Origin of the sequence: Rhodopseudomonas sp. AAP120 (assembly GCF_001295845.1) — a bacterium.
Classification (GTDB): Bacteria; Pseudomonadota; Alphaproteobacteria; order Rhizobiales; family Xanthobacteraceae; genus Rhodopseudomonas.
Map to the genome: position 1 here is coordinate 22,766 of NZ_LJIC01000043.1, position 13,038 is coordinate 35,803.

Consider the following 13,038-nt stretch of genomic DNA (forward strand, 5'->3'; position numbering starts at 1 on the left):
TGGTTCAGATCTCGTTAACGCCGCGGGCTGCGTTCGGCGAGTGCGATCTGCCCGAGCAGGAAATCGACGAAGTCGATGCCCTGAGCCTTGAGCGCCTTGGGATAAAGCGACGCCTTCGTCAGGCCGGGCAGCGTGTTGGTCTCGAGGAAAACAGGACCATCGGCGGCGACGATGAAGTCGGACCGCGAATAGCCGCGGCACCCGATCACCCGATGCGCCCGGATCGCATAATCCATGATCGCCGACGCGACCTCCGGGGCGAACCGGCCGGGACAGATCTCCTGCGTCGACTTGGCGAGATATTTCGCCGTGTAGTCGAAGCCGCCATCGGCCGGCACGATCTCGATCGTCGGCAGCGCCAACAGCGATCCGTCCGGCTGCTCGAGCACGCCGCAGGTCGCCTCGATGCCGGCGACGAACGGCTCGATCAGATAGTCTTCCGTCTTGGCGGCGTTGCGGACCGCGACCAGGTCCTGCTTGGCGTTGATGAAGAACAGCCCGTAGCTCGACCCGTCGCGGGTCGGCTTGGCGATCAGCCGGCCGTAAGTCTCGAGCGCGGCTTCGGCGTCCGCCAAGGCGATGCCGCTCAGCGTACGCACGCCGGCGATCGCGGCGAAGCGCTTGGCGGAAATCTTGTCGAAGGCGAGATGCGACGCCGCGGCGCCGGAGCCGGTGAACGGCACGCCGCGCATTCCGCACATCGCCTGCAACTCGCCGTTCTCGGCGACGCCGCCGTGCAGGCCGAGTACCAATAAGCGTTGTTCGGCCGCCGCCCGATCGAGCGCTGCGCCGAGCGCGCCGATGCCCTCGCCCGCCGGCCGAAACGGCTCCTCGAACGGCCGGTCATGGGCCAGCAGCGCTTCCGGCGTGGCGCGATGCACGGTGTCGTCGTCGTTCCAGAACCACAGATCGGCATCCGGCAGCGCCGCGTGCAGCGCTTGCGCCGAAGCGACCGACACCAGCCGTTCCTTGCTGGTGCCACCGAAGAGGATCGTCTGTCGCATCGATTGGTCCGCCGGGCGGTCCCTGTTGGGTCAGAATGGTCCGCGCGTCTCGCAGGCCGGCGCGAGCGCAATGTCCCTGATTTGGCTGATTCGGAGAAGCTGCGGGGAACCGTTTTGGCGCTTGTTGCAGGATGCAGCAAGCGACGCGCCACTGTCTACGGCGAGCGGCGCAAGCAAAGCAGGCCCCAGCCCAGCAGGACCGCGATGGCCGGGGTCGCCAGGCCGATGGTCCGCAGCGGTTCCCACACTCCCCCCTCGGTGCCGAACATGCCGATCCACATGACGCAGCCCCACAGCACCAGGAAAGTCACCAGCTTCGTCTCGCCGCTCCGTCGCCAAGCGTCGAACAGCACCACGGCGACCAGCGGCGCGACGAAGGCGACGTAGTTCGGCTGCGAGACCGACAGCACCAGCGGCAACGAAGCGCAGAGCACCGCCCCGCCGATCAGCACCGCTTCGGACATCCGCGGCTGCGGCCCATTCAGCCGCCAGAACCGGCCATGACCGATCCACACCAGCGCGCCGATGAAGACGGCATCGAATGCGAGCTGGCCGAGCGTTGCGAACAACGGCAGCTTGTCCTCCGCCGGCAGGCCACCGGCCGCAATCCGCGCCAGCATCGCGCCGATACTGAGCATGTCGTAGGAGGTGAAGGTGATCTCGGCCGCGATCTTGTCGTTCGGCGCGCCTGTGAAGATGCCGCTGAGATGCTCGGTCCACATCGCCGTGTACAGCTTGATCACCTCGGCGGGCCCCAGGCACAGGGTCGGCACGACGAACAGAAACACCGAGCTGAAACCGGCCACCGCCAGCACCGTCCGGACGTCGCGCCGCAACACCGGGAACAGCAGCAGCACCAGCGGAAACAGCTTGATGGTGAAGCCGAGCGCCAGCGCACAGGCGGCGGCATAGACCTGCCCCCTGGCGTACAGCACCAGGAATCCGACCATCGTCAGCAGCACCAGCGCGGTCGGCTGCCCGCGACCGAAACCGTCGCCGATATACGGCATCAGGATCGCAACAGGCGCGACCCGCAGCATCCACCACGCGTTCCAGTCGCGTTGGCGGAGCGGCGGGGCGTCGCGTTCGAGTGCCCGCGCCCACCAGTCCACCGCGATCAGCAGCACGGCGGCGCTGAGCGCGTACCACACAGCGACCGATGCCGGCAGCGGCAGCGCCCAGGACGGCCTCGGATAGCCTTCGAGCGGATGGCCGAACGGCCCCATCAATAGCGCGAAGAACGGCGGATAGTGGTAGGTCCAGCCGTGATGATCGGCGACTTCGTACAGCGGATAGCCTGTCCACACCGCCCACCCGGCACGGAAGAACACCTGCACGTCGCCGAAGCCCTGCACGGCCGATCGTTTCACGACGATCGGCAGATAGATGCACAGCGCCAGCGCCACCACGCAGATCAGTGCGATCTCGTACCAGTGCAAGTGCCGAAGGCGCGGCGCGAATTGTCGTTGCAACGAGAGCGCTCCAGTCCGTCGGTCCGGGGAATGCCACGCCGGCCCGGCAGAAGCATGGCCTCAATGTTTCAGTTTATGTGAAGCCGGCAAGGCTGCACAACCTGCGATGGCCGCTCATTCCGCAATCGAGACCTGCATCTCCACCACGCCGACGCGGCGGTGGACGGCCCGCGGTGGACGCGAACCGCAGAAGCGGCCAAAGTCCACGCTTCGGACCACCGCGGCAGTCTCCGATTCGACTGCGCCGACGAACGCCGCATCCGAACCATCGATTGACGGGAACCACGATGATCAGGGCCTGGCTCGACCTCTCCACCACCGGCACCTTCGTGACGCTGGCGCTACTGTACTACGGCGTCGCGCTGACGCTCGTCGTAGTGGCCTGCGTATCGCCGGCGCGTGGACCGATCGGCCGACTCAACGGCGTTGTCGCCCCGTTCTTCTCGTCGGTTGCGGTGCTGTTCAGCCTGCTCACCGGCTTTCTCGGCTACGAGGTCACCGAACGCAACCGCCGCGCCACCAGCGCGGTGCAGAGCGAGGCCGGCGAACTGCAGAACCTGTATACGCTCAGCGTCGCCTCGGTCACCGACATGCACAAGATCCGCATCGCGCTGAAGGACTACGCCAGGTCGGTGGTGCGGGAGGAATGGCCCGCGGCGCGCGGCGAAAGCTCGCCGAGCACTACCGAGGCTTACGACGAATTGCTGACCCAGCTCAGCGATCCCGGCATCAGCCGCGACGCCAGCGCCGCCGTGCATGTAGCTATGCTCAGTGCCGCGGTCCGCGTCGGCACCGCGCGCAACTCGCGGCTCAGCCTGTCGACAGACCGAACCAGCGAGCTGAAATGGATTTCGGTGCTGCTGCTCGGCATTATCACCCAGGTGGCGCTGACCCTGGTCCATCTGGAGAAGCCGCGCGCGATGACGGCAGCGCTCACCGTGTTCGCCACCGGCGCGGTCGTGGCCCTCGGACTGATCGCGCTGCAGGAAGATCCGTTCAGCGGAGTGTTCCGGGTGTCCGCGGCGCCGCTTGAACGGGTGCTGACTCTGCCGGACAATCCGGCCTTGCCACCCTCCGCACTGCCGCCGGTCGCCCCCTCGCCGCCGCCGGCCGCGAAGTAATCGGTCAGCGCGCGGCGTCGGCCGCGACGCCGATCCGCTTGATCTCCCACTGCAGCTCGACGCCGGACTGCGCCTTGACGCGCGTGCGCACGGTTTCGCCGAGCGTCTCGATGTCCGCGGCAGTGGCGTCGCCGGTGTTGATCAGGAAGTTGCAGTGCATCTCCGAAACCTGCGCGCCGCCGACCTTGAGGCCGCGGCAACCGGCGGCGTCGATCAGCTTCCAGGCGCTGTGCCCCGGCGGATTCTTGAAGGTCGAGCCGCCGGTCTTCTCGCGGATCGGCTGCGCCATCTCGCGGTGCGCCTGCACTTCGTTCATTTTGGCGCGGATCGCATCCGCCGACGCTGGCGTCCCGCGAAACCGCGCGGCGGTGAAGATCAGCCCGGTATCGGCGCCGCTGTGCCGATACGAAAACTGCATCGCCGCATTGTCCAGCAAGTGGACGCGCCCGCTTCGATCGACCGCAGTGGCGTCGATTAGCACCTCGCGAGTCTCGCGGCCGTTGGCGCCGGCGTTCATGCGGAGCGCGCCGCCGATCGTGCCGGGGATGCCGTAGTAGAATTCCAGCCCGCCGAGCTGCGCCGCCGCGGCCGTTTCGGCGAGGCGCTTGTCGAGCGCCGCAGCGCCGGCATGCACCATTTCGCCCTCGACGCGTGTCTCGCCGAAGCTCTTCGGTGTCAGCCGGATCACGACGCCCGGGACGCCGCCGTCACGCACGATCAGATTGGAGCCGACGCCGATGCACATCACCGGGATGTCGGCGGGAAGTCGCGACAGGAAGTAACAAAGATCGTCAGCGTCCGCCGGCGTGAAAAGCACCTGCGCCGCCCCACCGACGCGAAACCAGGTGACGGGCGCCAGCGTCTCGTTGCCGAGAATCCGGCCGCGCAGGTCGGGCATCGCGGACTTCAGCGCGGGAACGAGATCGGGGAAACTCATCGGAGCACGGAGTCCAGCCAGGCGTCGATGACGCGTCGTCCGGCCTCGACCGTCGCGGCGCCGGAACGTGCCGCCTGGGCACGGAGCGTGCCCGGCTTGATACCAACCTTGCCGAGCTCCGCAGTGTGGCCGATCAGCCATGCTTCGAGCGCCGACGGCGGCGTCTCGATATGGAATTGCAGACCGAGCGTGTGACTGCCGATCGAGAATCCCTGATTGGGGCACACCGCGGTCGAGGCCAAGCGTTCAGCGCCCGCTGGCAGATCGAGATTGTCGCCGTGCCAATGCAGGACGTCGACGCCGGCGAGCGACGCCAGCACCGAACGCATCCCCGCATCGGTCAGCGTGAGGGGGGCGTAGCCGATTTCCTTCGCCGGTGCGGGCGCGACGCGGGCGCCGAGCGCGGCGGCGATCAGTTGCGCGCCGAGGCAGATACCCAGCGTCGGCCGCTTCGTCGCGAGCCGGGCGCGGATAGCGTCGAGTTCGGGCACCAGAAACGGATAGTCTTCGGTCTCATAGACGCCGATCGGACCGCCGAGCACGACCAGCAGGTCCGCGCCGACGATCGCCTCTGCGTGGAGCGGTTCGCTGCCGACTTCGACGTAGCGCAGCGTGTGTCCGCGCGCCGCAAGGCTGTCGGCGACGAGGCCGGCGTGTTCGAACGCGACGTGACGCAGCGCGACGCAGTTCATCGATCAGCCCCCCAGCGCCTTCAATTCGCCCGGCAACGCGTAAGCCCATTGGGTGATGTTGCCGGCGCCGAGGCAGACGACGTAGTCGCCGCTGTTGGCGACGCCAGCGACCACGCCGGCGAGCGACGCGGAGTCCTGCAGAGGGATCACTTCGCGGTGGCCGTGGGCGCGCAGGCCGAGCACAAAGTGATCGCGATCGATCCCCTCGATCGGCGCCTCGCCGGCCGGATAGACGTCGGCGACGATCACGGTGTCGGCGTCGTTGAAGCAGGTGCAGAATTCTTCGAACAGCGACTGCAGCCGGGTGAAGCGATGCGGCTGCACCACGGCGATGACCTTGCCGCTGGTCGACTGCCGCGCCGCCTTCAGCACCGCGGCGATCTCGACCGGGTGATGGCCGTAATCGTCGATGACGGTAACGCCGTTCCACTCGCCGGTCTTGGTGAAGCGGCGGCGCACGCCGCCGAAGCCGGCCAGCGCCTTGCGAATGGTGTCGTCGGACAGGCCAAGTTCGTGCGCCACCGCAATCGCCGCAGTCGCGTTGAGCGCATTGTGCCGGCCGGGCATCGGCACCAGCAGATCAGTAATCTCGTGCGCGGTGCCGGCCTTGCGGTCGCGGAACGCGACCTTGAAGGTCGAGCCGGCGCCGGACGGCTTGAGGTCGAGCAGCCGCGCGTCGGCCTGCGGATTCTCGCCGTACGTGATGATGCGGCGATCCTCGATCTTGCCGACGAGCGCCTGCACCACAGGATGATCGATGCACATCACCGCGAAGCCGTAGAACGGCACGTTCTCGACGAAATTGCGGAAGGCGTCCTGCACCGCGTCGAAGGTCTTGAAGTGATCGAGATGCTCAGGATCGACATTGGTGACGATCGCCACGTCGGCCGGCAGCTTCAGGAAGGTGCCGTCGCTCTCGTCGGCCTCGACCACCATCCAGTCGCCGGCTCCGAGCCGCGCATTGGTCCCGTAGGCGTTGATGATGCCGCCGTTGATCACCGTCGGGTCGAGCTCGCCGGCGTCGAGCAAGGCGGCGACCATCGACGTCGTGGTGGTCTTGCCGTGGGTGCCGGCGATGGCGACGCAGCTCTTCAGCCGCATCAGCTCGGCCAGCATCTCGGCGCGCCGCACCACCGGAATGCGCTGCGCGCGCGCCGCCAGCAGTTCCGGATTGTCGCGCTTGATGGCAGTCGACACCACCAACACGTCGGCGCCCTTGATGTTGTCGGCCTGGTGGCCGACGTGGATCTCGATGCCTTTTTCCCGCAGCCGGTTGACGTTGGCGCTCTCCGAGGCGTCGGAGCCCTGCACAGTGTAGCCGAGATTGCACAGCACCTCGGCGATGCCGCTCATGCCGATGCCGCCGATCCCGACGAAGTGAATGGGTCCGATTTCGCGCGGCAGTCTCATGTGCAAAGTCTCTCAAGGTCGGTCGGCTCGCCCGGGTCCAGGCCCGCGACAATTCAGGGCACTTCATGCAAGACGAGGATGGCCGGGACAAGCCCGCCGCGGACAAAAGCAGGCGACCTGGCCCGGTTCAGACCTGCGCCACCTGCATGACCAGATCCGCCAATCGGTCGGCCGCGTCCAGCCGGCCTACCGTGCGGGCGGCGGTGGCCATGGCGGTCAGCCGGGCCGGATCCGCGGCCAAAGCGGTGATTTCGGCCGCAAGCCGCGCAGGGGTAAAATCAGCCTGCGCGATCCGGATGGCGCCGCCGGCGTCGGCCAGTACGCCAGCATTGGCGAACTGATCCTGATCGATGGCACCGGGCAGAGGTACTAAAATGGAGGGGCGACCAATCGCGGCCAGCTCGGCAACGGTGCCGGCGCCTGAACGGGATACCACAAGCTGACTGGCGGCAAGTCGAGCCGGCAGGTCGGTGAAGAACGGCGCCAGCTCGCAGGTCAGCTTCAGCCGATCGTAGACCGCCCGTACGCGCGCCCTATCCTCGTCGCGGACCTGCTGGGTCAGCACCAGTCGCGCCTGCAGCGCCGGGTCGAGCTGCTCGATCGCGCCGGGCACGATGTCGGCCATCACCCGGGCGCCCTGGCTGCCGCCGACCACGAGGAGACGCAGCGGACCGGCCGGGTCGAGCGGCGCGAAGGGCACGGCCGCGGCGGCGAGGATCGCGGGCCGCATCGGCGTGCCGGTCGTCGTCGTTTTCGCGGCGAGCGCCGGATCGCGGTCGAGGACGCCGGGCAGCGAGGTGGCGATCGCGCTCACGCGCCGCGACAGCAGCCGGTTGGCACGGCCCATCACCGCATTAGCGTCGTGGATCAGCGTTGGAATACGGAGCGCGCTCGCGGCGAACAGCGGCGGCAAGGTCGGGTAGCCGCCGAAGCCGATCACGGCGGCGGGCCGGCGTCGCAGCATCAGCGCCAGCGCCTTGGCGGTGCCGGCGCCCAGCATCAGCCCGGTGCGGGCCAGCGCCCAGGGAGTCCTGCCGCGCACCGTTTCGCTCGGCACCACGTCGATCATGTCGGCCGAAAACAGCCCGCTGTAACGCATCGCCCGACTGTCGGTGACGAGCCGAACGCGCAGGCCACGCTTCATCAGCACGACGCCCAGCGCCTCGGCTGGGAACAGATGCCCGCCGGTGCCGCCGGCGGCGAGAAGAATGAGGGGCGCGTCGCTCATGGCCTAGGCGTAGCTGCCAGCGGCTTCGATCGCGCTGACTTCGGTCTGCGGCCGCTGCCGGGTCAGCGCCAGCATCATGCCGACGCCGTAAGCCAGCGACACCATCGACGAGCCGCCGTAGGAAATGAACGGCAGCGTCATGCCCTTGGCGGGGATCAGTTGCAGGTTCACCGACATGTTGATCGCGGCCTGCACGCCGAACAGGATCGCAAGCCCCGAGGCCGCGAACCGCGCGAACAGATCGTCGGACTTGTAGGCGCGCGACAGCGTGCGCAGCACGATGAAACTGAACAGCGCCAGCAGGGCCAGGCACAGCACGATGCCGAACTCCTCGGCCGCGACGGCGAACACGAAGTCGGTGTGGCTGTCCGGCAGGCTGCGCTTGGCGATGCCCTCGCCCGGCCCGAGGCCGAACCAGCTGCCGTTGCTGAATGCCTCGCTCGCCATGTCCACCTGGAAGGTGTCGCCCGAGGCCGGATTCATGAAGCGCTTGATACGGCCGGCGACATGCGGAACCAGCAGATAAGCGGCAAACAGCCCTCCGGCAGCCGCGCCCGTCAGCCCGAATACCCAGATCACCCGCATGCCGGCGATGAAGAACAGCGCGCCCCAGACCATGGTGATCAGCATGGTCTGGCCGAAGTCCGGCATCATCACCAGCAGCGAAACCAGCGTCAGCAGCAGCACCATCGCCATCGAGGTCGCCGGCATTTCCGGCCGCCGTGCCGCTTCCGAGAACAGCCACGCCGCCAGGATCACGAAGGATGGCTTGGCGATTTCGGAGGCCTGAATGTTGACGCCGAGCAGCGTGATCCAGCGCCGCGAGCCCTTCACTTCCGGCCCGAACAACAGCGTCACCACGATCAGTGCGATCGCCAGCGCGAAGACGATCAGCGCGGTCCGCCGGATCTGGCGCGGCGACAGGAACGACACCGCGATCAGCACGATCAGCGACGGCGCCAGAAACAGCACGTGGCGATTGAAGAAGTGGAACGGGTCAAGGCCGATCCTGGTCGCCACCGGAGGCGACGCCGCCAGCGACAGGATGACGCCCGCCAGCATCAGCGCGATCAGCGCCGCCAGCAAAACGCGGTCGACGGTCCACCACCATTCGCTGAACGGCGTGCGTTGTTCACGGGAGATCATCGGCAATCCTGGGCAAAGACCACCCCATTGGTGCGCCCGTGTGGTTGCCAAGAGGTTAACGGAAGCGGGATGATTTGAAGCAGATCGGGCTCGTCTTCCGAAGCCGGCATGCCTGCCCGGCGACGGGCGGCTTCAGCATCAGGGCGCGGCACGCGGCAAGGGCTCGCCTGTCCCGAGCAGGGTCCGCAGCGGCCGGCCTGGAAATTCGATCAGACAGAAGCTGGCCAATGCCACCGCCGCGATCGTCGGCAGGCACAGCACCGCCAGGAACGCCGCATCGGCGTCGGGAAACTGCCGCACGAACAGCCGCAGCACGATGGCGTGCCAGGCGTAGATCGAGAAACACATGATTCCCGGCCAGCGCAGCAGACCGACCGACAGCCCCCGCGCCAGGACATTGCGCCCGAGCAGCAGACGGTTGGTCGTCAGCAGCAAGCCGACATTGATCAGCGAATAGGTCACCGCCTGCGTCCAGCCCGGCACCCGATACGCATGCCATGCATCCGAGAGCAGCGGGGCGGCGGCCAGCATAGCAAGGCCCAGCGGAACGCAAACGAGCGGCAGACGCACTCCCCTCACCACCAATGCGGCGGCGACCATGCCGAGCACGAAGTCGTCGATGCGGCCGAAGATCAAGTCACACAACGGATTAACGTTGATATTCTCCGCCGGCATCAGCGTGAAGGCGATGATACGAACCGGGAATGCGAGCATCACCGCGCCGACAGCGACGCGCGCCAGCCCCGCTCGCGCGATCAGATCGAGCAGCAGCGGCATCGCCAACGCGAAATAGATCTCGGTGCCGAGCGACCACAGGACGGGGTTGCCCGGCGGCATGAAGGCGGGGATGTAGAACGGGAAGACCAGCGCCAAGCTCACGACCAGCTTGATCCAGTTCTGCAAATCGTCGAGCCGGCAGAGGAAGACGAAGCCGATGATGAGCGACAGGTAGAACAGCGGCAACAACCGCGCCGCGCGGTGACGGAGGAAGTCGAGCGCGTCACGGCGCGTCTCCATCCTGCGGCTTCCCGAACCATAAGGCAGATACAGCACGAAGCCGGACAGGAAGAAGAACAGATTGACGCCCATCCAGCCGTTCGCCGCGATGGGATTGTTTGAGAGTTCGACGCCCGCCAGGTTGATCGGCGTCTGCCAGGCATCGCCGATCATATGATGCCAGACGACGCCGAGAATGGCGATGCCGCGCAATCCGTCGACGGCGGCGATACGCATCGTGTACCTCAGCCTGGACCGATCGGCTTGACGTCGTCCAACGCGAGCACTAGATCGCGAAACTTGCTCCCGCGGATTTCGAAATTGCGGAACTGGTCGAACGAGGCGCAGGCCGGCGACAACAGCACGACCGGCTCGGCCACGCCGGAGACTGCCGCGTCGCGCGCCGCTGCCGGCACGGCGTTGTCCAGTGTCCGGCTGATTTCGTAGGGTACGCGGCCTTCGAGCGTCCTGGAAAACTCCGCCGCCGCCTCGCCGATCAGATAGGCCTTGCGGATGCGCGGGAAGTACTCGGCAAGACTCTCGATGCCGCCGGTCTTCGGCTTGCCGCCCGCGATCCAGAAGATATCGCCGAACGACGACAGCGCCTTCGCGGTGGCGTCGGCGTTGGTGCCCTTGGAGTCGTTGACGAACAGCGTCGCGCCCTGACGGCCAACCTGCTCCATGCGATGTGCGAGGCCGGGGAAGCTACGCAGTCCCTTCTGCAGCACATCCGGCGCGACGCCGAGCGCGAGCGCCGCGGCGGATGCGGCGGCGGCGTTCTGTGCGTTGTGCAGGCCCCGCAGCGAGCCGATGCCGCCGAGTCTCGCAATCTGTTGCGACGCGCCGCCACTGATCCGCGAGATCGTTTCGTGATCGGCGACGATGCCGTCGGCGAGCGGCTGCTTCACCGAAATCCGCACCACCCGCTTGCCGGCGCGCGCGATACGGTCCGCCATGTCGCGGCCGAAGCCATCATCGACGCCAATGATCGCGGTGCCGTCCGCCGCAACGCCGGCGACGAGGCGCTCCTTGACGGCGGCGTAGTGCTCGATCGTGCCGTGGCGGTCGATGTGATCCTCGGTGACGTTGAGCATGATGCCGACGGTCGGATCGAGCGACGGCGTCAGGTCGATCTGATAGGACGACATCTCGATCACATGGACGCGGCCGGCCTGCGGCGGCTCCAGCGACAGGATCGCGGTGCCGATATTGCCGCCCATCTGGGTGTCGAAGCCGGCTTCGCGCATCAGATGCGCGATCAGCGCCGTGGTGGTGGACTTGCCGTTGGTGCCGGTGATGGCGACGAACGGCGCATCCGGCGCGTGCAGCTTGCGCTCGCGGCAGAACAGCTCGATATCGCCGATCACTTCGACGCCGGCTTCCCGCGCCTTCAGGACGGTCCAGTGCGGCGCCGGATGCGTCAGCGGCACGCCGGGCGTCAGGATCAGCGCGGCGAAATTCGTCCACGACACGTTGCGCAGATCGGCGGTGATGAAATTGGCCTGCGCGGCTTCGACCATGCGATCGAGATTGTCGTCGCACGCGAACACTTCGGCGCCGCCGGCGCGCAGCGCATGGCAACTCGCCAGCCCCGAGCCACCGAGCCCGAACACCGCGACGGATTGGCCGGCGAAAGACGTCACGGGAATCATCGGCGCGCTCCCGCCACACGCGAAGCCTCATCCTGAGGAGCCCGGCAGAGCCCGAAGGGCGTCGCCGGGCGTCTCGAAGGATGATTGCGTGGCACATCCTTCGAGACGCGGCCCTGCGGGCCGCTCCTCAGGATGAGGCTGTTCTCTGGGGCAAAGTCAGCAGTCACTAAAAGCCTCTCCCCGTCATTGCGAGGAGCGAAGCGACGAAGCAATCCAGCTCCGTGCACTGAGCTGGATTGCTTCGCTTCGCTCGCAATGACGAACTCAAAGTCGATTAAATCCTACTCACCGCAGCTTCAGCGTCGACAGGCCGGCGAGCGCGAGGATCACCGCGATGATCCAGAAGCGGATCACGATCTGCGGTTCGGTCCAGCCTTTCTGTTCAAAATGGTGGTGGATCGGCGCCATGCGGAACACGCGCTTGCCGGTGAGCTTGAACGACGCGACCTGCACGATCACCGACACCGCTTCGAGCACGAACAGGCCGCCGATCACCGCCAGCACGATCTCGTGCTTCACCGCGACCGCGATCGAGCCGAGCATGCCGCCGAGCGCCAGCGAGCCGGTGTCACCCATGAAGATCGAGGCAGGCGGCGCGTTGAACCACAGAAAGCCCAGCCCCGCGCCGAGCAGTGCGCCGCACAGCACCGCGAGCTCGCCGGTGCCGGCCACGTAGTTGATCTGCAGATATTCGGCGAACACCGCGTTGCCGACGAGATACGAAATCATGCCGAAGCTGGCGGTGGCGATCATCACCGGCACGATGGCGAGGCCGTCGAGACCGTCGGTCAGGTTCACCGCATTGCCGGCGCCGACGATCACGAAGGCGCCGAAGATGATGAAGTACCAGCCGAGATTGAGAGCGACGTCCTTGAAGAACGGGATCACGAGCGAACTCGACAGCGAGCCGCGGCCGAGCCACACCAGCGCGAAGCAGGCCGCGCCGGCGATCGCAAATTCGATCAGCAGCCGCGTGCGGCCGGAGATGCCGGCGTGGGTCTGCTTGGTGACCTTCATGTAGTCGTCGTAGAAACCGACGAAGCCGAAGCCGAGCGTGACCGCCAGCACGATCCACACATACGGATTGAGCGGGTTGGCCCACAGCACGGTGCCGACCGTCAGCCCGGACAGGATCATCAGCCCGCCCATGGTCGGCGTGCCGCGCTTCGAGACGAGATGCGATTGCGGGCCGTCGGCGCGGATCGGCTGCCCCTTGCCCTGACGCAGCCGCAGATTGTCGATGATCCAGGGCCCGAACAGGAACACGAACAGCGCGCCGGTCACCACGGCGCCGCCGGTGCGGAAGGTGATGTAGCGGAAAACGTTGAAGGCGGGAAAAGAACTGGAAAGATCGATCAGCCAATAGAGCATTCGGGGCCG

The 13,038-nt window shown here is 66.9% G+C and carries 11 protein-coding genes; 1 reads left to right on the plus strand and 10 read right to left on the minus strand.

Annotated features, from left to right (window positions below):
* Positions 1–14: 14 nt before the first annotated feature.
* Both IP86_RS07735 and IP86_RS07740 read right to left on the minus strand, forming a co-directional pair.
* Positions 15–1,004 (minus strand): D-alanine--D-alanine ligase family protein, encoded by a 990-nt coding sequence (locus IP86_RS07735; protein ID WP_054161938.1) that lies wholly within the window; start codon positions 1,002–1,004, stop codon positions 15–17.
* A 155-nt stretch (positions 1,005–1,159) separates the two neighbouring features.
* Positions 1,160–2,476 (minus strand): glycosyltransferase family 87 protein, encoded by a 1,317-nt coding sequence (locus tag IP86_RS07740; RefSeq protein WP_054161939.1) that lies wholly within the window; start codon positions 2,474–2,476, stop codon positions 1,160–1,162.
* Positions 2,477–2,763: 287 nt separating this feature from the next.
* On the opposite strand from IP86_RS07740, the gene IP86_RS07745 reads away from it, so the two are divergent.
* Entirely contained in the window at positions 2,764–3,597 is an 834-nt protein-coding gene (locus tag IP86_RS07745; protein WP_054161940.1) for a bestrophin-like domain, read from the plus strand.
* Between the two features lie 4 nt (positions 3,598–3,601).
* Here IP86_RS07745 and murB read toward each other — a convergent pair whose 3' ends face one another.
* From murB to mraY, 8 genes are all read right to left on the minus strand, one after another.
* Positions 3,602–4,534 carry a UDP-N-acetylmuramate dehydrogenase gene (murB, locus tag IP86_RS07750; RefSeq protein WP_054161941.1) on the minus strand — a complete coding sequence of 311 codons (933 nt, stop codon included), beginning with the start codon at positions 4,532–4,534 and terminating at the stop codon, positions 3,602–3,604.
* Positions 4,531–5,226 (minus strand): glutamine amidotransferase, encoded by a 696-nt coding sequence (locus IP86_RS07755; protein ID WP_054161942.1) that lies wholly within the window; start codon positions 5,224–5,226, stop codon positions 4,531–4,533. The genes murB and IP86_RS07755 overlap by 4 nt, the downstream gene beginning before the upstream one ends.
* Before the next feature lie 3 nt (positions 5,227–5,229).
* Positions 5,230–6,636 (minus strand): UDP-N-acetylmuramate--L-alanine ligase, encoded by a 1,407-nt coding sequence (gene murC / locus IP86_RS07760; RefSeq protein ID WP_054161943.1) that lies wholly within the window; start codon positions 6,634–6,636, stop codon positions 5,230–5,232.
* A 127-nt stretch (positions 6,637–6,763) separates the two neighbouring features.
* Entirely contained in the window at positions 6,764–7,864 is a 1,101-nt protein-coding gene (murG, locus tag IP86_RS07765; protein WP_054161944.1) for an undecaprenyldiphospho-muramoylpentapeptide beta-N-acetylglucosaminyltransferase, read from the minus strand.
* 3 nt (positions 7,865–7,867) lie between these two features.
* On the minus strand, positions 7,868–9,010 hold the full coding sequence (gene ftsW, locus IP86_RS07770; protein WP_054161945.1) for a putative lipid II flippase FtsW: 1,143 nt from the start codon (positions 9,008–9,010) through the stop codon (positions 7,868–7,870).
* 138 nt (positions 9,011–9,148) lie between these two features.
* A complete protein-coding gene (locus IP86_RS07775) occupies positions 9,149–10,243 on the minus strand; it encodes an acyltransferase family protein (protein ID WP_054161946.1) in 1,095 nt (364 codons plus the stop codon).
* Positions 10,244–10,251: 8 nt separating this feature from the next.
* Entirely contained in the window at positions 10,252–11,658 is a 1,407-nt protein-coding gene (gene murD / locus IP86_RS07780; protein WP_054161947.1) for a UDP-N-acetylmuramoyl-L-alanine--D-glutamate ligase, read from the minus strand.
* A gap of 285 nt (positions 11,659–11,943) precedes the next feature.
* Positions 11,944–13,029 carry a phospho-N-acetylmuramoyl-pentapeptide-transferase gene (gene mraY, locus IP86_RS07785; protein WP_054161948.1) on the minus strand — a complete coding sequence of 362 codons (1,086 nt, stop codon included), beginning with the start codon at positions 13,027–13,029 and terminating at the stop codon, positions 11,944–11,946.
* Positions 13,030–13,038 lie beyond the last annotated feature (9 nt).